At 64.5% G+C, this 25,396-nt stretch carries 18 protein-coding genes and 4 pseudogenes; 10 read left to right on the top strand and 12 right to left on the bottom strand.

Going from position 1 to position 25,396, the window contains the following annotated elements; genetic code table 11:
• Positions 1 to 26 precede the first annotated feature (26 nt).
• From recC to EO170_RS17265, 5 genes and pseudogenes are all read left to right on the top strand, one after another.
• Positions 27 to 3,431, top strand: coding sequence for an exodeoxyribonuclease V subunit gamma (gene recC, locus EO170_RS17285; protein ID WP_126946878.1), 3,405 nt, complete (start codon positions 27 to 29; stop codon positions 3,429 to 3,431).
• Positions 3,428 to 7,450 carry an exodeoxyribonuclease V subunit beta gene (recB, locus tag EO170_RS17280; protein ID WP_126946875.1) on the top strand — a complete coding sequence of 1,341 codons (4,023 nt, stop codon included), beginning with the start codon at positions 3,428 to 3,430 and terminating at the stop codon, positions 7,448 to 7,450. Before recC ends, recB begins: the two co-directional genes overlap by 4 nt.
• Before the next feature lie 223 nt (positions 7,451 to 7,673).
• Positions 7,674 to 9,989: pseudogene (gene recD / locus EO170_RS17275) on the top strand (exodeoxyribonuclease V subunit alpha); the annotation flags it as partial.
• 108 nt (positions 9,990 to 10,097) lie between these two features.
• Positions 10,098 to 11,156, top strand: coding sequence for a virulence RhuM family protein (locus tag EO170_RS17270; protein ID WP_241239466.1), 1,059 nt, complete (start codon positions 10,098 to 10,100; stop codon positions 11,154 to 11,156).
• 48 nt (positions 11,157 to 11,204) lie between these two features.
• Positions 11,205 to 11,494, top strand: a pseudogene (locus tag EO170_RS17265) (HigA family addiction module antitoxin).
• A 35-nt stretch (positions 11,495 to 11,529) separates the two neighbouring features.
• Here the strand turns inward: EO170_RS17265 and EO170_RS17260 are convergent.
• The 7 genes from EO170_RS17260 to EO170_RS17225 form a co-directional block, all read right to left on the bottom strand.
• The gene (locus EO170_RS17260) at positions 11,530 to 11,835 is read right to left on the bottom strand and encodes a type II toxin-antitoxin system RelE/ParE family toxin (protein ID WP_206514032.1); all 306 of its coding nucleotides are present in this window, start codon (positions 11,833 to 11,835) and stop codon (positions 11,530 to 11,532) included.
• The gene (locus EO170_RS17255) at positions 11,835 to 12,089 is read right to left on the bottom strand and encodes an antitoxin (protein ID WP_119129950.1); all 255 of its coding nucleotides are present in this window, start codon (positions 12,087 to 12,089) and stop codon (positions 11,835 to 11,837) included. The genes EO170_RS17260 and EO170_RS17255 overlap by 1 nt, the downstream gene beginning before the upstream one ends.
• Before the next feature lie 577 nt (positions 12,090 to 12,666).
• Positions 12,667 to 12,999, bottom strand: coding sequence for a hypothetical protein (locus EO170_RS17245; RefSeq protein ID WP_126946866.1), 333 nt, complete (start codon positions 12,997 to 12,999; stop codon positions 12,667 to 12,669).
• Between the two features lie 353 nt (positions 13,000 to 13,352).
• Positions 13,353 to 15,029 carry a hypothetical protein gene (locus EO170_RS17240; protein ID WP_126946863.1) on the bottom strand — a complete coding sequence of 559 codons (1,677 nt, stop codon included), beginning with the start codon at positions 15,027 to 15,029 and terminating at the stop codon, positions 13,353 to 13,355.
• Between the two features lie 352 nt (positions 15,030 to 15,381).
• A complete protein-coding gene (locus EO170_RS17235; RefSeq protein ID WP_126946860.1) occupies positions 15,382 to 16,221 on the bottom strand; it encodes a restriction endonuclease in 840 nt (279 codons plus the stop codon).
• A 235-nt stretch (positions 16,222 to 16,456) separates the two neighbouring features.
• Entirely contained in the window at positions 16,457 to 18,109 is a 1,653-nt protein-coding gene (locus tag EO170_RS21840) for an XVIPCD domain-containing protein (protein ID WP_241239465.1), read from the bottom strand.
• Positions 18,106 to 18,597 (bottom strand): hypothetical protein, encoded by a 492-nt coding sequence (locus EO170_RS17225; protein ID WP_126946857.1) that lies wholly within the window; start codon positions 18,595 to 18,597, stop codon positions 18,106 to 18,108. The genes EO170_RS21840 and EO170_RS17225 overlap by 4 nt, the downstream gene beginning before the upstream one ends.
• Between EO170_RS17225 and EO170_RS17220 the strand changes: the two genes are divergently transcribed.
• The 3 genes from EO170_RS17220 (at position 18,597) to EO170_RS17210 (ending at position 20,339) form a co-directional block, all read left to right on the top strand.
• Complete coding sequence (locus EO170_RS17220) at positions 18,597 to 18,866, top strand: hypothetical protein (protein ID WP_126946854.1); 270 nt, start codon at positions 18,597 to 18,599, stop codon at positions 18,864 to 18,866. The two genes, EO170_RS17225 and EO170_RS17220, sit on opposite strands and share 1 nt — an antisense overlap.
• Positions 18,867 to 19,002: 136 nt before the next feature.
• Positions 19,003 to 19,881: an RluA family pseudouridine synthase gene (locus tag EO170_RS17215; protein WP_206514031.1), complete on the top strand. Its 879-nt coding sequence runs from the start codon at positions 19,003 to 19,005 to the stop codon at positions 19,879 to 19,881.
• A gap of 119 nt (positions 19,882 to 20,000) precedes the next feature.
• Complete coding sequence (locus EO170_RS17210) at positions 20,001 to 20,339, top strand: hypothetical protein (RefSeq protein ID WP_164741085.1); 339 nt, start codon at positions 20,001 to 20,003, stop codon at positions 20,337 to 20,339.
• 28 nt (positions 20,340 to 20,367) lie between these two features.
• Here EO170_RS17210 and EO170_RS17205 read toward each other — a convergent pair whose 3' ends face one another.
• Complete coding sequence (locus tag EO170_RS17205; RefSeq protein ID WP_164741084.1) at positions 20,368 to 20,823, bottom strand: hypothetical protein; 456 nt, start codon at positions 20,821 to 20,823, stop codon at positions 20,368 to 20,370.
• Between the two features lie 304 nt (positions 20,824 to 21,127).
• On the opposite strand from EO170_RS17205, the gene EO170_RS17200 reads away from it, so the two are divergent.
• Positions 21,128 to 21,529, top strand: a complete 402-nt coding sequence (locus EO170_RS17200; protein ID WP_126968946.1) for an antitoxin Xre/MbcA/ParS toxin-binding domain-containing protein — start codon at positions 21,128 to 21,130, stop codon at positions 21,527 to 21,529.
• 80 nt (positions 21,530 to 21,609) lie between these two features.
• Here EO170_RS17200 and EO170_RS17195 read toward each other — a convergent pair.
• Positions 21,610 to 22,542 (bottom strand): annotated as a pseudogene (locus tag EO170_RS17195) (alpha/beta hydrolase-fold protein); the annotation flags it as partial.
• Positions 22,543 to 23,247: 705 nt separating this feature from the next.
• Here EO170_RS17195 and EO170_RS17190 point away from each other — a divergent pair.
• A complete protein-coding gene (locus EO170_RS17190) occupies positions 23,248 to 23,808 on the top strand; it encodes a hypothetical protein (protein ID WP_126946845.1) in 561 nt (186 codons plus the stop codon).
• Positions 23,809 to 23,932: 124 nt separating this feature from the next.
• On the opposite strand, the gene EO170_RS17185 is transcribed toward EO170_RS17190, so the two are convergent.
• The 3 genes and pseudogenes from EO170_RS17185 to EO170_RS17175 all read right to left on the bottom strand — a co-directional run.
• Positions 23,933 to 24,349, bottom strand: a complete 417-nt coding sequence (locus EO170_RS17185) for a type II toxin-antitoxin system VapC family toxin (protein WP_104627459.1) — start codon at positions 24,347 to 24,349, stop codon at positions 23,933 to 23,935.
• Positions 24,346 to 24,600 carry an Arc family DNA-binding protein gene (locus tag EO170_RS17180; protein WP_102582218.1) on the bottom strand — a complete coding sequence of 85 codons (255 nt, stop codon included), beginning with the start codon at positions 24,598 to 24,600 and terminating at the stop codon, positions 24,346 to 24,348. Before EO170_RS17180 ends, EO170_RS17185 begins: the two co-directional genes overlap by 4 nt.
• A 137-nt stretch (positions 24,601 to 24,737) precedes the next feature.
• Positions 24,738 to 25,396, bottom strand: a pseudogene (locus EO170_RS17175) (type II toxin-antitoxin system RelE/ParE family toxin); the annotation flags it as partial.

Genomic DNA, 25,396 nt, shown 5'->3' with positions numbered 1-25,396 from the left:
CCGCATCCGGCACAATGCACGCACGCATGCACGCCACTTCCGCGCCCGATTTCCGCCTCTATCCGTCAAATGCGCTGGATACGCTGGCCGCCTTGCTCGCCCAGGAGCTGCGCCGGCCGGTGCCGGAGCAGCCGTTGCTGCAGCCGGAGGTGGTGCTGATCCCGCAGGTGGCGATGCGGCGCTGGCTGCAGTCCACGCTGGCGGCCGAGCACGGCGTGGCGGCCAACCTGGAATTCCTCACCCCCGGCGAATTCGTCGCGCGCGCGCTGGAGTGCAATCTCGGCCCGGCCGACGACGATCTGGACATGGCCACCACGCAGTGGCGGCTGTACGCCGCATTGCAGGCCGACCTGGGCAGCGATGCGGCATTGGCGCCGTTGGCCGGTTATCTGTCCGACGGCGATGCGCTCAAGCCCTGGGCATTGGCCGGCGAGCTGGGCAACGTGTTCGAGAAGTACCAGGCCTGGCGACGCGACTGGTTGCTGCGCTGGGAAGGCGGCGCCGACCCCGATGATCCGCAGGCGCGGCTGTGGCGCAGCATTGCCGCCGGCCGGCAATACCGCGCGCGCCGCATCGGCCAGTACCTGGATCGCTACGCGCGCCCGGATGGCCCGCTGCCGCAGGGCTTGCCCAGGCGCCTGTTCGCCTTTGCCATCCTGAATATTTCGCCCGACGTGCTGCGCGTGCTGGCCACGCAGGCGCGCGTGGGCACGCTGCATTTCTATCTGCCCACGCCCACGCAAGGGTACTGGGGCGATCTGCAGACCCTGTGGCAACGTCGCCGCGAAGACGGCGCGGTGCAGCTGTTCACTGATCAGGTGCAAGAGAATCCGCTGCTGCAGGCCTGGGGTGCGGCCGGGCGCGACTTCATGGCATTGGTCGGCGATTACGAGGTGGTGCATCCGCTGGCGGAGATCGCCGTCTACGCCGACCCGCTGGAGTCCGGCCGCCGCGCACTGGCCGACGGCGGCCTGGGCGACAGCCTGCTGCGCCGCATGCAGAGCGACCTGTTCCATCGCCGCGCGCCAGGCGTGCCTGCCGCATTACCGACGGTGAATCTGCACGACCCCAGCCTGCAGGTGCATGCCTGCCATACGCGGTTGCGCGAGCTGCAGGTGCTGCACGACCAGCTGCGCGCCCTGCTCGACGATGCGCGCTTCGACCCGCCGCTGCAGCCGCGCGAGATCGCGGTGCTGTCGCCGGACATCGACCCGTACGTGCCGTACCTGGACGCGGTGTTCGGCAGCCACGGCAACGACGACGCGCTGCCGTACGCGCTGGCCGATGCCAGCCCGTTGGCCAGCGAGCCGCTGGCCGAGGTGTTCCTCACCTTGCTCGGCCTGCCGATCGCACGCTTCGGCCTGCACGAGATTCTCGACCTGCTGGCCAGCGCGCCGATCGCCGAGGCCGCCGGCCTGGACGAAGCCGGGCTGGAACGCCTGCGCGGCTGGCTGCACGCGGCCGGCGCGCGCTGGGGGCTGGATGCGGCGCACCGGCGCCAGCACCAGGCACCGAGTGACGACGCCTACACCTGGCGCTTCGCGCTGGACCGGCTGCTGCTCGGCCATGCCAGCGGCGCCGATGAGGAGATCGAGGGCGTGGCGCCCTGGCCGCAGCTGGAAGGCAGCGCGTTGGCCGCACTCGATATTTTGTTGAAGCTGCTGCGCGTGCTCGAACGCCATCAATCGTTACTTGCCGAAGCGATGACGCCGGTCCAGTGGCGCGAGCATCTGCTCGGCTTGCTGGAAGAGCTGATTCCGAAGACGCCGTCGGCACCGCGCGCGCAGCGCGCGCTGGATCGGCTGCGCACATTGATCGATCAATTCGCCCGCGATGCGGTGCGCGCCGACTACGCTGGCAAGGTGCCGGCCGAGGTGGTGCGCGCGCACTTCGCTGCGGTGCTGGGCGAATCGGACACGCGCGCGCCGCTGCTTACCGGCGGCATCAGCTTCGGCCGCATGGTGCCGATGCGCCTGCTGCCGTTCCGCGTGATCTGCCTGCTCGGCATGAACGATGGCGATTTCCCGCGCCGCGACCCGGCCGCCGGGCTCAATCGCCTCACTGCCGAGCTGGGCACCGAGCGCCGCCGGCATGGCGATCGCTCAACCCGCGAGGACGACCGGTTCCTGTTTCTGCAGTTGTTCGCCTCCGCGCAGGAGGTGTTCTACCTGAGCTATCTCGGCGCCGATGCGCGCGATGGCAGCGCGCGCGAACCATCGGTGCTGGTCAGCGAATTGCTGGGCAGCGCCGCGCAGTACCATGCCGACCCGCAGGCGATCGCCACGCTGGTGGTGGAGCACCCGTTGCAGCCATTCGCCGCCGCCGCCTTCGGTGCGCCGGGCGATCACGGCGCCGACCCGCGCCGTTTCAGTTATCGCCGCCAATGGCGACCGTCGGTGGACAGCCTGGTCGGCCAGCGCCAGCCGCTCGCGCCGTGGGTTGCCGGTGCGTTGCCGGCCGACGACAGCGCAGTGCCGGGCAGCGTCTCGATCGACGACCTGCGCCGCCTGTTTTCCGACCCGGCCGGGCAGTTCCTGCGCCATCGTCTGGGCATGCGGTTGCCCGACCCGGCCAGCGAAGACAGCGACCTGGAGCCGCTGCTCGCGCCCACGCGCGGGCTGGACCAATACGGCCTGCAGCAGCATGTGTTCGACGCCGCACTGGCCGGCGACACCGGCCGGCTCTACGAGCGCCTGCGCGCGCGCGCGCTGCTGCCGTCCGGGCCGCTGGGGCGACGCCAGCTCGATGAGCGGGTGGCGCAATTGCGCCCGTATGCCGAGGCATTCCGGCAATGGCGCGGCGAGGCGCCGGCGCAGTCGCACCGGCTGCAGGTGCAGATCGGCGATGTCGAGGTGCACGGCCGCGTGCCCGGCTGGTATGCGAGCGGGGTGGGGCGCGTGCAGGTCGGCGCGCTCAGCGGCCGCAGCGCGATCCGCCACGGCCTGGAATGGCTGCTGCTGCGCGCTGCCGGCGAGCACGCGCCGTATGTGCGCTTCTTCGAACACGAAGACGGTTTAGGCCCGCATCCCATCGACCTCGAACCGCTGTCGCAGGCGCAGGCGCAAACTGCATTGGCCGCACTGTTGCAGCTGCATCGGCACGGCCTGCAGGCGCCGCTGGCCTTCGCGCCCTACAGCAGCTGGAAATATCACCAGGCCGCGCGCGGCGACGACCTGGACAAGGCCATCAAGGAGGCCGCCGGGCAGTGGCAATCCAGCTTCGGCTGGAGCGAATCGCACAGCCCGGAACTGCGCCTGGTCAACCGCGGCCGCGACCCGTTCGCCGATGCACAGCGCTTCGCCGAGTTCGCCACCACCAGCCACCGCGTGTACGACCTGCTCGAGCGCGGCAACGCCGACGCCATGCTGGATCCGCAGCGCCTGGTCGAGAGCTGGCGCCACTGGCACGGCGCGCAGGAGGAGGCCGAATGAGCGCCAGCCCGGTCACCGACCCGTACCTGCACCTGCCGCTGCATGGCGTGCGCCTGATCGAGGCCAGCGCCGGCACCGGCAAGACCTTCACCCTGGCCACGCTGTTCACCCGGCTGGTGGTCGAGCGCGGCCTGCGCATCGGCCAGATCCTCGCCGTCACCTTCACCGAGGCCGCCACCCAGGAACTGCGCCGCCGCATCCGCGAGCGCCTGGTGCTGGCCGCAACCCTGGTCCCCAACGCACCCGTAGGAGCGGCCCCGGCCGCGACCGACTTCGCCAACGACCCGTCGCGGCCAGGTCCGCTCCTACAGGACGCGCCTGATGTCCTGCTCACCCGGGCCATCCTTGCCACTCATCTGGCCACCGGCACCGAGACACCGGCCGCCCTGCGCCGCCGCCTGCAACAGGCGGTGGAAGAAATCGACCTGGCCGCGGTGTTCACCATCCATGGCTTCTGCGCGCGCGTGCTGCGCGAGCATGCGCTGGAAAGCGGCCAGGCCTTTGCCGCACCGGAACTGCTCGCCAACGACCGCGAACTGCTCGGCGAAGTCGCCGCCGACCTGTGGCGCCAGCGCGCCGCCGATGCGGCGATGGCCGAAGACCTGATCGCGTTGTGGTCGGGCGGCCCGGAGGCATTGGCCAGCGATCTGCGCGCACTGGTGCGCCATCCAACGCTGCTGCCGGCGGCCGCCACGACAAACGACGATTCCGCTGCGCTGCTGCAGGCCGTGCAGGACACCAGTACCGCTCTGGCCGCCGCATTCCAGGCGCATGGCACCGCGTTTTTCGACGCCCTGATGGCCGCCATCGACGGCGGCATCCTGAGCAAGGTCAGCTACAAACCGGAGTGGCTGGCATCGCTGTGGCATTGGTTCGACAGCTTCGCCGCCGCGCCATCGGTCAACACCGCCCCGCATCCCAAACTGATCAAGCTGACCGCCGCGGACCTGGCCGCCGGTACCAACAAGAAGTTCGTCGAGCGCACCCCGGCCTCGCCGCTGAGCCACGAGATCGACGGCTATCTCACCGCGCTGGCGCGTGTCGAACAATGGCGCACGCGTCGCCGCATCCGCCTGCTGCACGCCCTGCGCGAGGACGCCATCGCGCGGCTGGCACTGCTCAAGCGCCAGCGCCGCGTGCAGACCTACGACGACCTGGTCGATGGCGTTGCGCACGCGCTGGAAGGCGCGCAGGCCGGCGCCCTGGTCACACGGCTGCGCGCGCAATACGCCATCGCGCTGGTGGACGAATTCCAGGACACCGACGACCGCCAGTGGGCGATCTTCTCCAACGTGTTCGGCGAAGGCCCGCTCGCGCGCGCGGCCGGCCTGGCGCCGGCGCTGTTTCTGATCGGCGACCCCAAGCAGGCCATTTACGGCTTCCGTGGCGGCGATGTGCGCACTTATCTGGCCGCCGCGGTCACTGCCGAACTCGCTCCGCCGCTGAGCCACAACTTCCGCTCGCGCCCCGGCGTGCTGGCGGCCATCGACGCGCTATACGCACAGGCCGGCTATACCGACGCCTTCCTCACCGACGGCATCGCCTTCCACCCGGTGCAGCCCGGCACCAAGCGGGCGGATGCCGACCTGCAACGCGATGGCGCCGCCGCCCCGGCGCTGACGCTGTGGCGTGCGCCGGAACCGCCGCCGCCTGCGAAAGGCAAGCCCAAACCCTGGAGCGCCGGCCACGCCCGCGAGCTGGCCACCGCCGCCTGCGTGGCGGCGATCCGCGGCTGGCTGGCCGGTGGCCGCGACGGCACCGCCACCATCAACGCGCGCCCGGTGCAGGCCGGCGATATCGCCGTGCTGGTGCGCAGCCACGGCGAGGCCACGCGCATGCAACAGGCGCTGGGCGCGGTGGGCATCCCCGCGGTGGCGGCCGGCAAACAGAGCCTGTTCGCCACCGACGAAGCGCTGGAGCTGCTGGCCCTGCTGCAGGCCTTGCTCGACCCGGGTGACGACAGCCGCCTGCGCGCCGCCCTGGCCACCGTGCTGATTGGCGCGGACGCCGCCGCCATCGCCGCGCTCGCACACGACGGCGAGCGTCACCGCCGCTGGCAGCAACAGGCGCTGGACTGGCGCGAGCGCTGGCAACGCGGCGGCCCGCTGGCCCTGATCGGCGAGCTGGGCGCCGCGCACGGGCAACGCCTGCTGGCCCTGGTCGATGGCGAACGCCGCCTCACCAACTACCTGCAACTGGCCGAACTGCTGCAGGAAGCCGACGCCCGCGCGCTCGGCCCGCATGGCCTGGTCGACTGGTTGTCGCGCCGCATCGCCAATGCCGACGACAACGACGAAGCCCAGCAACTGCGGCTGGAATCGGACGCGCGCCGCGTGCAGATCGTCACCCTGCACAAGAGCAAGGGCCTGGAGTATCCGCTGGTGTTCCTGCCGTACATCGGCATCGGCCGCAGCGACAAGGGGGCTGGCCGCCATTGCGTGGTGCATGCGCCGGAGCTCGGCCGCCAGCTGCACTGGAAGACTGACAAAGAGGACCCAAGCTGGAGCGCCGCCGAAGCGGCCTGGAAGCAGGAACAACGCGCCGAAGACGCACGCCTGCTCTACGTCGGCCTGACCCGTGCCGAGCACGCGCTGTGGATCGCCAGCGGCCCGTTCCACCAGCACGAGCGCACCGCACTGTCCGGCATGCTGCGCGCGCTCGACGCGCTGCAGGGCGCGGCCGGCGAGGGTGCGGTGGTGGTGGACACGTCCACGCCGCCGGCCACCCTGCCGCGGCTGCCGCCACCGCTCGAGGCGCAGGTGCCGCCCGCGCGCACCGCGCAGCGGCATATCGCCCCGGACTGGTGGGTCTACAGCTTCACCCAGCTGGCCAACGCCGATGCCGGCGCCGCCACCGACCCGATGGCCAGCGCCACCGTGGTCGGCAGCGGCGGCAGCGACGAGCCGGCCGGCAGCGAGGCGATTGCGGTGGCCACCGAGGTCGACGCCTTCGACCCGCGCTTTGCCGGCAACCGCTTCGGCGTGGTAATGCACGACGTGTTCGAGCGCTGCGACTTTGCCGCCTGGCAGGCGTGGCAGCCCGGCCAACCCGCACCCGAAGGGCAGGCCGCCGCCATCCTCGAGGCGCTGCAACGCGGCGGCTACGTCGAGAAGGAATGGGACGACGGCCTGGCCATGCTCACCGCCCTGATCGGCCACACCCTCACCGTGATGTTGCCCGAAGGCACCCCCCTGGCCGCCGTGCCCGCGCCGCAGCGCCGTAACGAGATGGAATTCCACTTCGCCATGCGGCCCACCCGCGTCGAGGCACTGCTGGCACTGCTGCACCGGTTTGGCGTGGTCGGCGAGCGCCAGGCCTTCGGCGCGCGTCAGCGGCTGGAAGGCCTGATGACCGGCCTGATCGACCTCACCTACACCGTGGACGGGCGCTGGTACGTGCTCGACTACAAGTCCAACCGCCTGCCCAGCTACGACGCCGACGCCCTGGCCCGCGCCATGGCGCACAGCGAGTACGAGTTGCAGGCGCTGATCTACACCGTCGCGCTGCACCGCTGGCTGCGTTTCCGCCTGGGCGATGGCTACGACTACGCCCGCGACTTCGGCGGCGTGCGCTACCTGTTCTGCCGCGGCCTGGACGCCAGCCGTAACCCGGCATCAGGCCCCGGCCTCGAGCCTGCCCGCAGCGCCGAGGCCAACCCTGGCGCCGATCCCGCCCGCGATGCCGAGGCCAACCCCGGCGCCGACCGCGCCCGCAATGCCGCAGCCAATTCCGGCTCCGGCTCCGACCCTGCGCGCGACGCCGTCGCCAGCGACGCCATGTCCGCCACGCCCGCACCCGGCATCCAGGCGGCATCCGTCTCCGTTGCGCCCGGCATCCACGCCTGGCGCTTCGACCCGGCCCTGGTCCAGGCCCTGGACGCCCTGTTCGCCGGCAATCCCACCGAGCCCCTGTCCAGCAACGCAGCAGCGCCTCATTCCCCCGACGGGCAAGCGCCCCTCTCCCCCCGGGAGAGGGGGTGGGGTGAGGGCAGGTCCGCCGCCGATGCATCCGAGCCATGACCCAACGAACCGCACTCCCGCCCAGCGCTGTGCGCAAGCCGCGTGCCCCTCGGGGCGAGCACACACCGCTTGCGCGCCAAGGCGCGCGTGCCTGGCAGTGCCTGCGCCACGCCGCGCGGGCCGGGATGCGCAGCGGAGGTTGGGGTGAGGGTGTCGCGCAGGGTCAGAAACGTGCCGATCGACAACTCGCCCGAGGCGCCTCCGCCCAGCAGGCGTCCACCCCATGAACCAGCCAAACCTCTTCAGCGCGCTGATCAAGGCCGACGCGCTACGCCCGCTGGATCTGGCGCTCGCGCACAGCCTGCAACGCCTGGCCCCGGACACCGACCCCCAGGTCCTGGCCGGCGCCGCGCTCGCCTCGCTGGCCGTCACCAGCGGCCACGCAGGGCTGGACCCCGCCCGCGCCGCCATGCTGCTGGACGCGCGCGAGGGCCCATCGCCCGCACTGCCGGACCCCGCCGACTGGCAACGCACCCTGGCCGCCTCGCGCTGGGTCGACCAACCGGCTCCGGAAGACCCCGCCGCCGCCGACTGCCCGTTGGTCCTGGAACACGGCCTGCTCTACCTGCGCCGCTACCGCGAGTACGAACGCCGCCTGGCGCTGGGCCTGCAACGCATCGCCGCCCAGTCGCCGCCGCCCTTCGACGCCGCCACGCTGGCCCCGCTATTCGCACAGCTATTCCCAAACCCGGCGATCCCTCTCCCGCCTGCGGGAGAGGGTGCCCGAAGGGCGGGTGAGGGCACGGGCCTGCCCGAGCCATCTGTCCACCAAGAGGGCACGGCCCCGCCCGCGCCATCCGTCTACCAAGACGGCACGCACCCGCCGGCCCCATCCCACCACCAGGACCGCCAGGCCCAGGCCGCCGCCCTGGCGCTGCGCCGCACCCTGCTGCTGGTCACCGGCGGCCCCGGCACCGGCAAGACCACCACCATCGCCCGCCTGCTGCTGCTGCGCATCGCCCAGGCGCAAGCATCCAACACCCCGGCACCGCGCATCGCCCTGGCCGCGCCCACCGGCCGCGCCGCCGAGCGCATGGCCGAGAGCCTGCGCTTTGCGGTCGCCCGCGCCATCGCCGACGGCATCCAGCTCGCACCCACTCCCGCTGCAGCCGCGCCCGGGCAAGCGAAGCCGTCGCCGCATCCCGTCGCCTCCCCTCCCCATCAAGCCACAGAGCCACCGCACCCCGTCGCTTCCTCTCTCCATCAAACGCCAGAGCCAGCAAACCCCGCTGTTTCCCCTCTCCCGCAAGCGGGAGAGGGTGCCCGAAGGGCGGGTGAGGGCCAGCCGTCCACCTGGAACTCCCTCCTCCCCACCGGCGCCAGCACCCTCCACCGTCTGCTCGGTGTCATTCCCGATTCCCCGAACTTCCGCCATAACGCGGACAACCCGCTGCCGTTCGACCTGATCGTGGTCGACGAAGCCTCCATGGTCGACCTGCCGCTGATGTGCAAGCTGGTGGAAGCCGTGGCCGACGGCACCCAGCTGATCCTGCTCGGCGATGCCGACCAGCTGCCCTCGGTGGAAGCCGGCGACGTGCTCGCCGCCATCCTGCAGGCCGCCGGCCCCGGCGACACCCTGCAGCCGCAGGATGCACAGGCGCTGCAACCGCTGCTCGGCAACGCGCCCGGCGATACCACGCCCGCCGCCACCCACAGCGGCGGCCTGGCCGGCCACCGCGTGCACCTGCTGCGCGGCTACCGCCAGGCGCACAACTTCGCACTGGCCCCGTTGGCCGACGCCGTGCGCGCCGGCGATGCCGACACCGCCTTGGCGCTGCTGCGCAGCGGCGAGCTGGCCGGCGTGCACTTCCACGAAGACGGCGAAGACCCGCTCACCCTGGGCCGCGACGCACTGCTCGCGCACTGGCGCGCGCTGGCCGACGCGCACGACCCGGCCGCTGCCCTGCGCGATGCCGCGCGCCTGCGCCTGCTCACCGCCGTGCGCGCCGGCCCGCAGGGCGCACGCGGCCTCAACGCCCGTATCGAACAACTGCTGGCCGAAACCGGCTCCGGCGCGCGCCGTCTCGGCAGCGCCTCGCCCTGGTTCCAGGGCCGTCTGCTGCTGATCACCGAAAACAGCTACCGCCACGGCCTGTTCAACGGCGACGTCGGCATCTGCCTGCGAAGCGACGCGAGTCCCTCCCCGGGGCGCAGCGACGAAGGTCCCTCGTCAGCGCCAGGCCAGCCCGGCGGCACCGCCAACCGCCGTGACCCAGGCACCGACAGCCGTGCTCAAGGCCCCTTGGTCGCCTGGTTCGAAGGCGACGGCGACGGCCAGGTGCGTGGCTTCCACCCCGCCGCACTGCCCGCGCACGAAAGCGCCTTCGCCATGACCGTGCACAAGGCCCAGGGCAGCGAATTCGACACCGTCTGGCTGCAACTGCCCACCCGCGACGCCCGCGTGCTCAGCCGCGAACTGCTCTACACCGGCATCACCCGCGCCCGCCGCGCCCTGCACCTGGCCGGCAGCGAAGCGGTCATCCGCAGCGCGCTCGCCCGGCACGCCGCGCGCATCTCGGGCCTGGCATGGCGGCTGGGTGGGGAACAAATACGGCCCGCTGCTGAAATCGCACAGGATTCGCCAGAGGCACCGGTCGCACCGCTGCAAGGCTCGTTATTCTGATGACATCACGCGCTTGGAGACCGCATGAACACCGATGACAAGGATGCCCCTGCTTCCGAGCTGATCCTGTATCGCAGCGAGGATGCACAGACACACATTCAAGTACGGATGGAGGGTGACTCTGTTTGGTTGACCCAGGCGCAGCTGGCCGACCTGTATCAGGTCACAGTCAAGACGATCAGCGAGCACCTGCAAAACATTTTTGCTGAAAATGAGCTGGATCCTGAACGAACTGTCCGGAAACTCCGGATAGTTCAAATCGAAGGTGCGCGAGAGGTTCGTCGTGCCGTGGATCACTATCATCTGAGTGCCATCCTGGCCGTCGGCTATCGCGTCCGCTCCCCGCGCGGTACGCAGTTCCGGCAATGGGCCACCGCCCGGCTTACCGAGTATCTGGTCAAAGGCTTCGCCATCGATGACGAACGCCTCAAGCGCGGCCCTGATGACGGCTACTTTGAAGACCTGCTTGGCAAGATTCGCGACATCCGCTCCTCGGAGAAGATGTTCTGGCGCAAGGTGCTGGAGATCTACGCCACCAGCGTCGACTACGATGCCTCTGCAGAGGCCAGCCAGCGCTTTTTCGCTACGGTGCAGAACAAGATGCATTGGGCTGCGCACGGACACACTGCCGCCGAGCTGATTATGCAGCGTGCAGACGCAGGCAAGCCGCATAGCGGGATGACCAACTGGGTTAGCGCTACGCCGCGTGCATCCGACGCCACGGTCGCAAAAAGCTATCTAAATCCTGACGAGCTGGACGCACTGAATCGCATCGTCACTGCCTATCTGGAATTTGCCGAGCTTCAGGCGCTGAACCGCAAGCCCATGACCATGGCCGACTGGATCGCCAAGCTTGACGACTTTTTGCGGCTAAGCGACCGAGAGGTCCTCACTCACGCGGGCCGGGTCAGCCGTGAGCAGGCGCTGGAATTTGGTAAGGCGGAATTCGCACGCCACAAGCAGCAGAAGCTGGCCGAGCCCTCAGCGGTCGAGCGCGATTTCGACGCCGCTACGCGAGATCTGAAGAAGATGGCACGTGCCCGGGGCAGTGGCGCAGCTGGCAAGAAGGCCGGAGATGCATAAACCCAGTCCCGGCATTGTCGATTACCACTGAGCACGAGGCATCTGTGCATGACAGTCCTACCCAACATCCACCCCGGGGAAATCCTGCTTGAGGAGTTCCTCGAGCCGATGGGCATCAGCCAGAAAGCGCTGGCGCGGGCTACCGATGTACCGCCGCGTCGCATCAACGAGATTGTCCTGGGCAAGCGCGGTATCACCGCCGACACCGCCGTGCGTCTTGCCGCAGCGTTGGGCACGACCGAGCGGTTCTGGCTGGGCTGCAAGCTGATTACGAGCTGGAACAGGCACACCGCGCGCTGGGTGACCTGCCATCGCGGATCAAGCGGCTGGCGGCTTGAGTCGAAAGCCACACCATCGCTACGTGGATCGTGCGCTATAGCCTGCCGGCCAAACGCACCATCAGATCCATGCGCTCATGCAGGATCGCCACGATCAGCGATGGAGCCTGCTCACGCGGCAGGCAGAAGACGTAATGGTGCATGCAATGCGACATGCGCAACGCAGGGTACAGCGCACTCAAATCCTTGAAAGTGCATTCTCCTGCTGCGAGATGGGCAATGCCCTGTTCCAGGTCTGCGATGTATCGGCGAACCTGCGCCTGGCCCCATCGTGCCGAGGTGTAGCGGATGATCCCGCGCAGATCGGCTTCGGCTGCGTCGGTGAGGACGTAGCCGTGCATCAGCCACGACGGCCCTCGGCCAATTCTTCATCCAGGATGGTGCTGATGCTCTTGGTAGACACGTTGCCGGCAAGGCCTTCCTCGACACGCCCCCCAAGCAGGCCTTTCAACTCATGCCATGCCTGATCAGCGTTTATATCGCCAGGGAACAGGCGTTCAAGGGCGTATTGCTTGATGGTCTTGCCTTGCAAAGCCGCCAGCGCCTTCAGGCTCTGGTGCTGCTGATCGCTTAGGTCGATGGTCAAACGGCTCATGACGCGCTCCGAAATCCGCACAAACCCACATTAGCACAGCCGGTCTGGCCGGCCCGTTGTTCGGTCAACAGCGCGTTGGGGCGCTACGCAGGCCATGTCAGTAGCGATTGAGAGAATCCGACAGGCCGGGTTCGCAAGCCAACGCTCAGCGCCACGCGCCACGCCTAAAAAACGCGAGGCCAGGCCTGCGCCTGACCTCGTCTGCCGTCTGGCAGGCCGGGCGGCTTACTTGCCCTTCTTTTCCTGCTTGGCCGCGCGCTTTTCCTTCAGCGTCTTGGTCGGCTCTTTCTTCTGGCTCTTCTTCTGGTCCATCCCCTTGCTCATGACACCCTCGTAGTTGCTGGATTGATCGGTCGGGCAGCGCCATGACCCTGGCGTGCCTGCGCACTGTACGGCTTGCACGGGGTGGAAGGGCAGCGGCAGGGCAAGGCCGGGCGACGGGCGGTGTGTCCGGCCCGGCGTCTGCGCGAGGCAGCGTGCACCAGTAGCCCTTCGGCGTGGCCGGCTGGGCCACAAACGCAAACGCCCGCGTGTGACCGGCAAGGTCTGCACGCGGGCGCTGGCGACAGCGGCGGCCTTACTTGGTCGGCACGCGCTGGTACTGCTCGCCACCGGTGTTGAGGTGGCCGTTGGCCGCGTCGATGGCGAAGTTCACCGTCTCGCCATCGTTGGTGACCTGCAGCGCGCCGTCCTTGTAGACCGCCGGGTAGCTCTCGGTCTTGGGCTTGCGGCTGAAGAACTTCGGCGTGGTGCTGCGGACCATGAAGGTCTCGCCATTGCGCTCGATGTCCATCGTCTCTTCCTGCGTCTGCACATTGACCCAGTGGCCGACGAACTTCTCGCCCTCCACCTTGGCGCATCCAGTCACCAGCAATGCCGCGGCCAGCGCGGTGCCCATCCACTTCATCATCGTGCGTTCTCCAGTTGAGTCTGTGGCGAGGATGGCGGGTGGGGGATGTATGGGAGGTCAAAGCGTACTCGCGCAACCTCCGAACATGAGCGCTGATGAGGTTAGAAAAAGTCAGCCTGATCCCCGTTACCCCTAATCGGACCGCATGCCATCATCGTCTAGAACTCTGAAGGACAAGGTTCCCGCACCCTGCCCGAGCCGAAGAAGCTAGTGTCGCGCGGATAGCACCGCTCAAAGAATGTTGGGCTTAAGAAGTTGACCTAAACCCCCGTTACTCCACCCCGTTACTCCGAGAGTTAATCCAAAATCGCCTCCGGCGGAAAAATCAATCTAACCCGCGCTCTCCAAAGGGCTCAACCCATACCCCGTGAATTTAGTGACTGCAGGGCCTTTGTGAAAAAATCGTTTTGAGAAGTTAGAAGTTCGATTGCTTGGGATTTGATGTTAGGGCCACCAGATAGCATTTGCTCGGTCTCAATCAACTTATAGTCCTGAATTTCTTTTGGTTGCCAATCGAGTCGGTCGATCCACAGCAATAAGGCTGAAAGCGTAGATGCACAGCATATCGCATCCAAAAAGAGATTAAATGGAATCACGCTAATCGCGGGGTTACTCGAAGGCGCGCCACCATATCCATCAATCGTCACAAGCCCTCTGACGACGCAATCCGCGTCCAACCTAATGCCAAGCGCACCTGCCAAAGATTCTTTATTATCTTCGACCCACTCGACTTTTCGTTGCGCTTGGTTAACTTTTCTTTGAACTTCTCTCTTCCTATTAATAACCTCACGTGGATCGCCGGGCTGCAGCATCGCTCGCAGCTCACAAACTAAAACAATTTTTGCCCCCTCATCCCACATAATAAGATCAATTTGTTCAATTTTTTTTCCGCTTTTAAGAGTGATGTCCTTTATGGAATTAGACATGGTTTGACCATTACATTCATCTAGTCTGCGAAGCATTTCTTTTTCAAAGAGCATACTCTGGGCGTCGAACGAAGCTGAATCTCTCCTTGCTTGAAGGCTTAGCAAGTTTCTCTCTAAATGACCGGAAATAAAGAAAATCGGAGCGATAAGAAGATAGTCATCTCCAGCGGGGATAAAGGGTTGAAGGGCTGGATCAGGGGATTCAGTTCTAGAGCCGTAAGTAAGCGTATCGACAAAGGTTTTGATAATTTCATCGTCTAGCGACGAAAGAAACTTAATATCACGTATTAATTTATCGCGTTTTACAACAAGGACCATATTTTCATGGCCGCCTCCTCTGTGGTTAATTCTTTCTGAGCCAAAATGAATGGCGATAAAGTGATAAAGGACGCGAACACACGTGCTGTTTAGTAAAAGCGTGGTGTCGTGCCTTCCGCCCCATTCAAATAGCCATTCCTCGGGAACGACGTGCGGTTGCTGCGGGAGCTCTTGAGCCAGTTCAAAAGCCAAATTTGCATCATATGAGTAATGCAAAAGGCCTTTCGACTTAGTAACCGATGCTGCTATCGCATCTATAACAAGTGGAACTGTATCGCTGCCTCGCAGCCACGCCAGCATAATTGATGGGAGTCCAGGGTCATCTCGTCGTTGCACTGCTAGTAATTCTAGTGCCGCATAAGTAGAGGCTAGTTCGACATCAACGAAATCAACTTTGTAAGATTTTTCTCCAATGTTAGTTACAGAGGCGCTTCCTGAGAAAACAGATGCAACGATGCGATGAGCACGCGCATAGTCCAGCCCTGCAAAATAAAGTTGAGATGTTGCTTTGTAGAAAGCAGGCACCACTTCACGGGGAAGTCTAATGAAGTTAATTTCCTTGCATTCATTATTAGCTCGCGTTAGCACATGTTTGAGAGAGTATTTGGTTTGATCAATCAAATAGCCTAGTTCTTGGGGCGAAAAGCTCAAGTTATTAAAAAAACTTCTTATTAAATCTTCTGAAACTAATAAGCAATACCAACGACTAAGGTATAGACTTTGAGTTGGAACTTTCACTGTAGAGAAAAACTTGTCAATCTCTTCATCTAGCGCTGAGATATTCATATATTTTAATAGTGGTAAGTCTACGAAAGAGTCGGTAAAGTTCGTATGCCGAATTGGCATAAGATAAAATAAAAAATTAATTAAAAATTACTCTGTACTAAAAGAAAAATACAAGGGGGTGAAGTCGATTTACTTGGCCCTCAGCAATGCGGAAACCGGCTGCAGCCGAGGAAGTTTTAACTGGTACGCCGTTCCTCTTCTGTACAAGCGCACTACTGCAGCGCGGACAGTTCGCTTGAGAGGAACCCGCAGTTGCAGCGGAAGCAAACAGACTCTACCTCGCCGACATCGGCTGCGCTGCAACTGCTTGTTGCGCCGCTTGGATCATTGCCAGCGACAACCGGGGTCATGTTCACTTATGGGTTCCTCTACACCTGGGGAACTGGCTGCAACCTAGGAAGTTCTCGTTAGTGCGCCGGTTCTTTCGCTGCACAAGCGCGCTGCCGCAGCGCGGGCAGCTTGGGGTGGCGATAGTTGCAGAGCCACTGGACTCTGTGGAAGCAAAGACGGGTTCGACGCGTGCTGCTTGTAGTGGCGGTTTCGCTGCGGCGTATATTTGCACCGCTCCTATCATTTCCAGTAACTGCTCGCCGCCAATCAACTCAATCGGCTTGCCTTCGGCGAAGCGCTCTGCATCTTTCGTGTAGGTTCCGATACAGGCGATCTTGACCGAGTGGGCTTGGTGGTGGGCGAGCAGGCCATACATCTCCCGCACGACGCTGACGCCGACTTGCTGGCGCTTCCACTGTTTGCATTGCACCAGCGTGCGGCGGCCGTCCTTGCGCAGGATCAGGTCGATGCCGCCGTCGGCGCCGCCCAGGCCGGTTTCTTCGACGCTGTAGCCCTGGCGGCGAAATGCTTCACCCACCAGTTGTTCGAACTGGCGCCAGCCGCCGGCGGCCAGGCTCTCCAGGCTTGTGCGTGTTTCTAGAAAGCGTCGCCGGCTGCGTGCGCCCAGATAGGAGAACAGCGCAGCAAGCCAGCAGACGCCGAGCAGCGTCCACGCCAATGGCGCGAACATTCCACTCGATTGCTGGGCGAAGCCCTGCGACAGCATTCCGCCCTGGTGAGAGAACCACCAGCCGACGCCGTAGCGCACCACCAGATACGCAGCGATTCCCATAACGAAGCCAACCGGCCACGGCAATGTGACCAACGCTTCGAACCTGCTTTGTTTCTTTCTGCGTCCCATGCAAGAACCCCCGTTCCAGCTTCGGACCATAGCCGCTGAAACAGGTTTTGTCAGCAGTGCATCTGCGCCGTTGCAAGCAATGTCCCACTAGACATCGGCCTCACGCGCTCGAATGTGAGAAACCCAATTGCTGCTCTACCACTTGAGGCCGCTTATGCGTTTATCAACGCACCTGAGTGCGTGCGAGTATCAATGCCATCGCGAAACCTCAGGGCCAAAGTTGTTTCGTGCCCTCTCATACCATCCGAGGCGACGGAGTGATCGATTGTTCGCGCTGCTGCTCTTGTTGTTGGGACTGTTGCTGCCGCTGCGTCTCACCTAAGGATTGCAATTGCGCCAGAGACTGTTCAACCGGCTGTGCAATGGCGTCGTTGGTCTTCATGTGCGCCATCTTGTGTGCGGGATCATTCAACGCCCCCTCTACAACGAACAGGTTCTCGCCTTGTCGCACAGACTTAGAGTTCTCGCTCAACACGACATGATCTATTCTTGTCAGCCCATTCTCTCTAGCTAAGTACGCGCTACTGGCTGCCAGCCGTGCGCTGTTGTCGTCGTACTCACGGCCGAGGCCTTGCTCAAGGCGGCGAACGGCATCTTCGGCTTGGCGATGGAGCGGGTCCTGCGATGGAAATAAAGAACCATGCCTAGGTACCACGGGCGGTTGATCGTGGAGCGTTGGCTGCGCTGGTTCTCCCGATCCGCGCAATGGATTTGCATGTGGATCGACATGCAGCAATCTACGCGCCTGACCATTTTCGTTGATGTTCAGATCTGTGGTTCCGTCATCGTTGCGCACTCGCGCAAGATTCTGCCGCTCAACACCGCTCCAAGCATCATTCAAGAATGTGTGACCCTGACCTGTCTTGTCCCAGGTCACCAAGTCGTTACCGGCAGCATAAAAGCCGGCACCATTGAATCGCGTTGGGTCTGCCCGGTCCGTTGAAGCATTTTGATAGGTAGCGCCACGATCCAGCGCGCCCACGAATTCCTCTGCACGGTTGTAGTGCAGAAACAGGTTTTTCACCGCATGGTATTCGTGCGCCAAGTTTTGGCCTGCCTGCGGCGCATTGAGTGTTGTCGGATCCACAAGCGGGTTGGCGACCACATTGGTCCATGCTGTTGCAAGCGGGCTACGCGAATCCGCATTGCGCAATGCATTTACCACGTCGGCGCCCTCCAGCGCTTTGTCTCGCCCAGCTTCCAGATAGTCGCCACGTCCAGTCGCCCTCGGATTCAAATCATCAATGGCGGCACTCACATCCGCGAGCGAATGGTACTGATTTGCCTCAATGTTGCGGATCATCGGCGCGGTGCGTGTTTCGTTCTGGTTGTAGGCTTTCCCAACCATCGTCGGCAACTTTACTTGATCGTCCAGAGACGCATTCTGATAGAGCTCACTTCGCTGCAAGGGCGCGATAGCGCGATCCATCAGCTTGTCGATTTGCGCCACATCGCGTTGATGTACCCAGCTGATGCCTTCGTTCGAAGAAAGGAATGTGTCTAGCTTGGATTTCACCTCCGCATCGAGAGGCCGACCGGCATCAACGCGGATAGCGCGGCCGTTACGGCCAAGATCGGCGATTGTCTGATCAACCTGCTGTTGGCTGAGAACAAGATCCTGCTGCTGCCCATGCGCCCATTGCTGATAGGCATTCACGAGGTCCCTTGGAACGTTCTCTCCGTTAGGCGTGTTCGGCTGATAGTGCTGTCCCAGGTCAGTTTGGATGGTGCCGATCGTGTAGCCACTGTTGTCGGCCGGCTCTAGCAACGGTGTTCTGAGATTGTCGCCAGCGACTTCCAATTGATAAGCGGCATATCCGCTTTCGGATGAAACGCCGACAGCAAAGTACAGCGTGGCCCGCAACTCCTGATCTGTCAGCCTGCTCATGAGTCGCTCTCCGTGTCCGCACAGGTTTCGGATGGAATTTGCTTGCCCTTGATATCAGGGTGCAGGGCGACATCTCGCTGATATGTATTGCCGAACTTCTGGTAGCGAACCAAGGCCCCCTTTTCAAGAACGAAGTAATCTTCCTCCCCCGAGAAGTTGGGGCATGCCTCATAGCCTGCCTCGCCATCATCGCTGCAGTAGCGAACGTAGAGCTTTCCGCCACGCACATCCCCTTCCAATTTTCCGCCACCCCCACGCGCGTTGGTTCCTTCGCTCCACTCTCCCGTGACATGGCTCTTCTGCTGATTGAGGTCAACGCTCAGAAAGTGGCCAGAACCGCAGGCTGTGGCGTACGCCCACTTGTTTGCAAAGTTACCGACCGTCTCACCAGCCGGTGGCGAAGCATTCGAGCATGCTGCACTCAGCGCGACCACGGTAAGTGACATGCAACGCATGATCTTATTGTTGAATTGTCTTTGAGCGGGCATTGAACGCTTCCTTGATCTTCGCTATCGGCGAATCGGGCGTAGGGCACAGCGACTTTACTGCAAACAACAGCTTTCAATTCGCTTACGGTACAAAAATCGCAGATAGGCTGTTGGCAAAAGTCACTACTGAAGAACCGAAGTCACTACTGAATAACCGAAATGTCTTTCGCACGCCCAAGACCGGTTGGTGTCTGAAGCAACAGCGCATCCCCATCTACTTGGTATGGAGCTGCGGCATTGCCCAACGTGGCGTTATGCGTATCGCCTGACAGTCACTCGTTGCGGTTGGGGCTTGTCTGTTCACCTTTGCAGAAATCAGGAGAGAACGGCAAACGTGGGCAGGGTACGATTCCATCCCTCCCCGTGTGAGTGCGCCTTGTTGTGGTCATGCTTCCAGCACGCCCGATGCTTGATGGCCTTCCCGCCAGCCAGTTCCAGCTCCCGTCCGGCCCCTGGTCCACGGTGTTGGAGGCGTTATGCGCGTGCTTTCCGGGTGTGGATGCCGCCATCTGGCAGGACCGCTTCGCGCGTGGGCGTGTGCTGGATGCCGAAGGCAGCGCGCTTGATGTCTCTGCGCCGTATAGCTTAGGTGCCGAGATTCTGTACTTCCGCGAGGTAGTGGACGAGCCGGTCATTCCATTTGCCGAGACGGTGGTGCATGCGGATGCACATCTGGTGGTGGCGTGCAAGCCGCATTTCCTGCCCGTGCTGCCAGCTGGTGCGTATGTGCGCGAGACGCTGCTGACGCGGTTGGTGCGACGCTTCGATAATCCCGCATTGGTGCCGCTGCACCGCATTGATCGCGACACCGCCGGGCTGGTGTTGTTCTCTGCCAACCCGGCCACGCGCGGGATCTACCAGGCGCTGTTTCGTGAGAGACGCATTCGCAAGCACTATCTGGCAGTGGCACCGCCGCTGCCGGGGCTGACGTTTCCGTATGTGCATCGCAGCCGGCTGGAGCCGGGCGAGCCGTTCTTCCGCATGCGCGAGGGGGTGGGCGAGCCAAACAGCGAGACGGTGATCGATGTGGTCGCGCGCGGCGCAGACATGTGGACGTATCGGCTGGAGCCGGTCACCGGGCGCAAGCACCAGTTGCGCGTGCACATGGCCGCACTTGGCGCCCCGATCCTGCATGACCGTTTCTATCCAGAGCTGGAAGATCAGCGGCCCGATGACCCGGAACGGCCGCTGCAGTTGTTCGCGCATACGTTGGCGTTCGATGACCCAATTACTGGTGAGCCTCGGCGCGTCACCGCGACGATCGAACCGACAAAATCGGCTTGAGACGCAAAACCTGTGTTTCGCTAGAAAATCAGGCGAAATATCTGGTTTTCAGATATCCGAAAAAGCGCGCTACGGTGGCTTTGCGGACATCCCGTCCGCTCACGTCGAGGACGGACGCCATGACCACTTCGAAAGCCCTTTCGACCAATACTAGGCAGCGCGTGCGGCCAGCGGCCAAAATACAAACTCACGCAGAGTCCTTCACCTTCGGCGTCACCCTGCAGCAGATCGACCAGTTCCACACGCTCTTGCGCACGATCACCGCGCAGAGCGACATGGTGGCGGTGTGCAGCGGCAAGCCGCTGGATGCCACCAGTCTGTCGGTTCTGGGCGAGAGCATCTTCAATGCCGCCCGCGCGGTGCGCGGCGTAGTCGATGAGATTTACGAGCAGCGGCTCGGTGGCGATGGCCCGGCCGATGCGGCCGAAGCGAGCGGGCAGGGCGGCGCCAAGGTCTGACCGGGCGCCGCGGGCAATCGGGTCAGCCTCAACGCACCTTGTACAACACCGCCGCACCCGGCTTGGGCTCGAAAATCGGCACGGTCTGCTGCTTGAGCGCGGTGCCCTTGGCGTCCCACACCAGCGTCTCGGCGGGGTAGTCCTCGTTGCGGGTCATGGTGTCGATCTGCTTGACGATCACCGTCTTGCCGGCGGGCACTTCCGGGTTCCAGGCGAACACGCCCAGGCGGCCGTAGAACACCGCCGGCGCGGCGGCATCCAGGCGGCGGTCGGGGCACATGACCAGGCCGCGTTCCAGCATCACCCGCAGCGCGCCCACGGGCACGGCCTTGACGGTGGGGCCGGTGCGGTCGGTGCTGTGGCCGGGGCAGACGTTGGCCGAGCGGGTGAGCATGTCCTCGACCACCTGGCGGTCGGACTGGGCCAAGGCCGGCAGCGCGGCGGTGGACAGGGCAAGCACGGCGAGGGCGGGTTTCCAGGGCATCTGACAACTCCTCATGAGATGACACTCCAGTACTGCAGCCCTGCAGGCGCGGGCTGCTGCCAGTGACGCGCCCGAATCCTAGCAATGTGCACGTCAAGCACGGCCAATGGGTGGCGCCGCTGCGGCGGCCGCGCGCAAGCAGCAATCGGCCGCCAACGCCGCCGCCGGGCCACCGACGCCGCCCACGCCGGCCGGCGCGGACTATAACGGCCGCTGACGCCCATACCGCCTGTCAGGAGTCTCCTGATTGAGCGGCGGCGGCAACGTCGATAGCGTGCGCGCTATCACACCGCTGGACTGCCCCATGGAACGCGCCGACCTCATTGCATCACTGCTCACCGGCATGCGGCGTGCCGAAGACTTCCGCGCGCAAGCGTTGATCTACAGCACCGCGCACAGCCAGCAGATGGAGGCCGATTACGGCAAGGCGGCCGATGCCGAGCTGGTGCTGACGCTGTTCGCCTTCACGCCGGAGCACCTCAAGCTGCTGGGCAGCACCGGCATCGAGAACCTGGGCGAGATCGTCTGCCACGCCTGGGCCTTGAACGGCGGCAACAACGAGGCGCTGATCGGCTGGTTCCGCAAGCCCATGAACGCCCTGGACGGGCAGACGCCGGCCGCGCTGGTGCGCGGTGGCCGCCTGCAGGTGCTGCTGCTGGTGCTCAGGCAGCAGCTGGAGTGGGAGTTGTCCAAGCGCTCGGCTTGAGGATCGACAGCGTTGCACGGCGCGCCTTGGCGCGCCGGTGGCCGGCCCGTCGATCGGCAGCGCCGGCCGTGCGTGGGCGCTTACTGCTTGGGTCGCGCCACGGCGTACATCTCCCAGGCAATCTTCTTCATCAAGGCGTTGCTGTCCTCGCCCTCCTTGTACAGGTCGAAGTGGCTGCGGCCTTCCAGGTAGCGGAAGTCGCTTTTGGCGCCCAGGCCGTCCAGCACCGCCTGGAACTTACGCGCCGCCCCATCCAGGTAGAACGTGTCGGCGGTGCCGACGATCAGGTGGATCTTGCCGTCCAGGTCCGGCTTGAGCGTGGGCCATTGCGCGGCCACGCGCGCGGCGATGTCGTAGTGCGTGCGCCAGTAGGCCACCACGGCCGGGTCCACCGTGCCGGTGTCGCGGTCGAACATCGGCAGCGGGCGGCCGTCGGGCCCGCGCGGGGAAAACACCCACTCGAACGAGGTGAGCTGGCCGCCGTACGGGCCGAGCACGCGCTCGAGCCTGGCGAAGGTCTCCAGGTCGGCCACCACCTTTCCCTGGTCGCGGATCAGCGGGAACTGGCTGCCGTCCGGGCGCCGGTAGACGTTGGCATTGGGCGTGTACAGGTCCGGCCCGGTGAAGTCGTGGAAGTCGCTCGAGTCGGGCGATGTGGACCAGGTGCCGCCGAACAGCTTGGGGTGGCGCGTCTGCAGCCACAGCGTGGCCCAGCCGCCGGACGAATGCCCGTTCAAGAAGCGGCCCCGGGCGTTGCCGTCCATCTTGTACTGGCGTTCCAGCGCGGGGATCAGCTCTTCGGTCAGCGCGGTGCCCCAGGGGCCGTTGTTGACCGAGTCGGCGAACTCGTGGGTGCCGGTGGGCGTGGACTGGTCCAGGAACACCCAGATCATCGGCGGCATCTGCTTGGCCGCCATCGCGCTCCAGGCAGCGGCGATGCTGCCGGCAAAGCGGTTGTAGTTGCCGCCGAAGCCGTGGGTGACATACACGGTGGGATAGCGGGCAGCGGCCTTGCAGGGACATGCAGATCCTTTGGAACGCAGGTGGACGAGGCGGGCGCACACGGCCCTGCGCAGACTGTAGCCAGTTCCCGGCCGACCGTGCGCCGCCATCGCGAGGTCAGGTCACCGTATCCGATCTGCCTGTCCAGGAATCACCTCCTCAACCGGACCCGACCCCGCCTCCACCCGGTATCACGAGCAGCGCAAGCCATAGCGTGAAGCTGGGCCAGCCCCGCCAGCCCCAAGTAACTAAAACGAAAGCCCGCGTCAGTTCCAACCCGGTAAATGTCCGACAAACAGCCAATCTAATGTTGGTTCCAGATTTCACTTGTTTCCGGTCAGGCACGCTTGCTGCAGCAGATTATGTTTGGTCCTGTGGTAAATGCGTTGCGTGCGGTCTCGACTGATGTTTGATGCGAGAAACAGACACGGTGTTTGCTCCGAATTCCACACTGCATCACGCAACGAGGTTGTTGAGACGATTTGCCGGGTTTGCGAGGCGTTGGTCTTCAACGATGAGCACACCAGCGGCGTGGCCAGCTGGGTGGCGTAGGTGTGGTGCTTCCCACACACACGCAGGGCGTCATCGTACGCAATCGATCATCTGCCGCTTGGCGTTATGCACAGGTGCCGTTGCGAATTCCATTCAAGGCGCAAGCGACAGCCGCGCAACAGCCGCTGCCGGCACCTTGCATTACAGACCAAGGAGTGATCGAAATGAAACGTAAAACCAGCTATCGCGGTGCGCTTGCGGCCTGTGGCCTTTCACTCGTCGTGGCCGCGCTGTGCATGGACGCTGCTGTTGCAGCACCGGTCAGCAAGACGGACACGGTCACGCTGACCCATGTCTTTGCCACGCTGCAGACGGGCCAGCAGGATCAGAAGCCTGAAGACATTGCGGCTTGTCGCAAGCAGGTTTCCGCACCGGCTTCCAAGTACCTGGGCTCGGCGGTCACCACCAAGTACTCCATCGACGTGCAATCCAAGATGATGTCCGCGTCCTCGTCGCTGCCATCGCCTGTGGCCACACAGCCGCTGACGGTGACGATACCGCTGGCGCCGTTGGGCGTGGCTGGGGAGTATGCCTTCGGCGCGTTTCGGCCGAGCGCGCTGCCCGACACCTATGTGCTGTTCTCGGTCGGGCTGGATTTCAAGGGGCCACAGTCGTCCGTGCTGGTTCTCAACAGCGACAAACCCTACAACTGCCTGGTGACCAGCAATCCGGCGCCGTTCAAGGGAGCGCTGGGTACAAAACTGGGCAAAGACCAGGGCCGCTGATGTCTGCAACCGCCGGGTAATCGGCGAACGCGCCGAAGACAGCGACGGCTCGTTCGGCTGCTGTTTTCAAAGCAGCACGTTGGAGGGGCGGGCGAAACGGCGGTTTATCACCGCACGCGCCGGATCAACTCCACGGGTCAATGACGTCCAGCGCCATCGCCGCGAACGGTGCCGTGTCGCGAGTGGCAACGGTCAGGCCTTGCGCGGCTGCCGTTGCAGCGATGTAGGCATCGGCGCGGCCGAGTGTGAGTCCTGCGGCTCTGGCTTTCGATGCGAGTGTCGCGAATGCGTGCGATGCGTCCAGATCAAACGCCAGCAGGCGCCCATTGAACAGTGGCAATACATCGCTTTCCAACCGTGCATGCAACGTGGATCGCTTGCGGCCCTCGGGCATCACGGCAATGCCATAACGCAATTCGGCCACCGTTACCACCGACAGGAACAGTGTCTCGACAGCCTGCGCATCGATCCAGGCAACGACCTTCGGGTTGGGCTGAGGCCGCCAAAGCTCGGAGATGACATTGGTATCGAGCAGGATCACTTCAGGCTGATCGGCTTGATTGCGGTCTTGTCGCGTAAGGTGTCGAACGCGTCGGCCTGTTTTGCGGTCAGGCCAGCGTCGCGGCCAATGTCCACCAGCAGGGAGCCGAGTTTGACCCGGTCTGCCGGTTTGGCCGCTGATTCAAGGATTGCGCGGATCTCCGCCTCGGTGCTGCGGCCGTGGAGTGCGGCCCTCGCGCGGATCGCGCGATGCACCTCATCGGGGATATTGCGGACGGTGAAAGAAGGCATGTCGCCCTCCCGGTGGAATCAGGTTGCTTGCACTTTAGAGAAGTGCAAGCACTTAGACAACTTCACCACACCCGGTATCGAAGCAGTCCTCACCGCACCAGCCGTAGTGGCATCCGGGGCCAACCTGGCCCCACCACTCACCGATACGGCCCCGGCCCGCGCCACACCGGCTCGCCCTGCTTGTAGACCTCCATCATGTTGATGACCTCGCGCGCATCGCCGATGTCTTTCAGCTCCGGCGAGTCCGGCGGCAGCAGGCGGCATTTGCTGGAGCCGCGCTTGAGCGCGACTTCCAGCGGGCAGACCATGCGGTACTGGGTGCCGGGCAGGATGATCGCCAGTTCCTTCATGCCCTGGTCGCGCCAGTTGCGCAGCTGGGTTTCGCTGCGCACTTCGTAATAGACCTGGTAGCCGCCCACATCCATGCTGGGTTGGGCGTTGTTGCGGTCGCGGCGGCGGCCTTCGCTGATGGTGGGCGTGTTGGACATGCCGTCTTCGGCGGCATCGGCTTCTTCTTCGAGCATGCCCGGTGGGCGGCCGGTCCAGGTCTCGGGGCGGCGCTGCGGGGGCGACGAGGGTTCTGCCGGCGGCTGCGGCGGGGTGGGGCGCCGCACCGGTTGAGTCTGGCGCTGCTCGACCAGGCCGCCGCGGCGGGTGTTGCCTGCCGGCGGGATCGGGTTCTTGGCGGTCTTGACCAGGGTGGACTGCACCGGCGAGGCGGCCGGCCGCGGCTGCACGGGCGCGGGCGTTGGCGACGGCGGGGTGGGCGTCGGGGACGGAACCGGCTGGTCGGGCG

This window comes from Xanthomonas sp. BRIP62409 (genome assembly GCF_003992965.1).
Classification (GTDB): Bacteria; Pseudomonadota; Gammaproteobacteria; order Xanthomonadales; family Xanthomonadaceae; genus Xanthomonas; species Xanthomonas euroxanthea.
This window is presented reverse-complemented; position numbering and strand designations above follow the sequence as displayed.

What these genes read in the sequence shown, in the direction of transcription:
- recC (WP_126946878.1), top strand. Translation starts at nt 27, where the DNA reads ATGCACGCCACTTCCGCGCCCGATTTCCGCCTCTATCCGTCAAATGCG.
- recB (WP_126946875.1), top strand. Translation starts at nt 3,428, where the DNA reads ATGAGCGCCAGCCCGGTCACCGACCCGTACCTGCACCTGCCGCTGCAT.
- EO170_RS17270 (WP_241239466.1), top strand. Translation starts at nt 10,098, where the DNA reads ATGAACACCGATGACAAGGATGCCCCTGCTTCCGAGCTGATCCTGTAT.
- EO170_RS17260 (WP_206514032.1), bottom strand. Translation starts at nt 11,835, where the DNA reads ATGCACGGCTACGTCCTCACCGACGCAGCCGAAGCCGATCTGCGCGGG.
- EO170_RS17255 (WP_119129950.1), bottom strand. Translation starts at nt 12,089, where the DNA reads ATGAGCCGTTTGACCATCGACCTAAGCGATCAGCAGCACCAGAGCCTG.
- EO170_RS17245 (WP_126946866.1), bottom strand. Translation starts at nt 12,999, where the DNA reads ATGATGAAGTGGATGGGCACCGCGCTGGCCGCGGCATTGCTGGTGACT.
- EO170_RS17240 (WP_126946863.1), bottom strand. Translation starts at nt 15,029, where the DNA reads ATGAATATCTCAGCGCTAGATGAAGAGATTGACAAGTTTTTCTCTACA.
- EO170_RS17235 (WP_126946860.1), bottom strand. Translation starts at nt 16,221, where the DNA reads ATGGGACGCAGAAAGAAACAAAGCAGGTTCGAAGCGTTGGTCACATTG.
- EO170_RS21840 (WP_241239465.1), bottom strand. Translation starts at nt 18,109, where the DNA reads ATGAGCAGGCTGACAGATCAGGAGTTGCGGGCCACGCTGTACTTTGCT.
- EO170_RS17225 (WP_126946857.1), bottom strand. Translation starts at nt 18,597, where the DNA reads ATGCCCGCTCAAAGACAATTCAACAATAAGATCATGCGTTGCATGTCA.
- EO170_RS17215 (WP_206514031.1), top strand. Translation starts at nt 19,003, where the DNA reads ATGCTTGATGGCCTTCCCGCCAGCCAGTTCCAGCTCCCGTCCGGCCCC.
- EO170_RS17210 (WP_164741085.1), top strand. Translation starts at nt 20,001, where the DNA reads ATGACCACTTCGAAAGCCCTTTCGACCAATACTAGGCAGCGCGTGCGG.
- EO170_RS17205 (WP_164741084.1), bottom strand. Translation starts at nt 20,823, where the DNA reads ATGCCCTGGAAACCCGCCCTCGCCGTGCTTGCCCTGTCCACCGCCGCG.
- EO170_RS17200 (WP_126968946.1), top strand. Translation starts at nt 21,128, where the DNA reads ATGGAACGCGCCGACCTCATTGCATCACTGCTCACCGGCATGCGGCGT.
- EO170_RS17190 (WP_126946845.1), top strand. Translation starts at nt 23,248, where the DNA reads ATGAAACGTAAAACCAGCTATCGCGGTGCGCTTGCGGCCTGTGGCCTT.
- EO170_RS17180 (WP_102582218.1), bottom strand. Translation starts at nt 24,600, where the DNA reads ATGCCTTCTTTCACCGTCCGCAATATCCCCGATGAGGTGCATCGCGCG.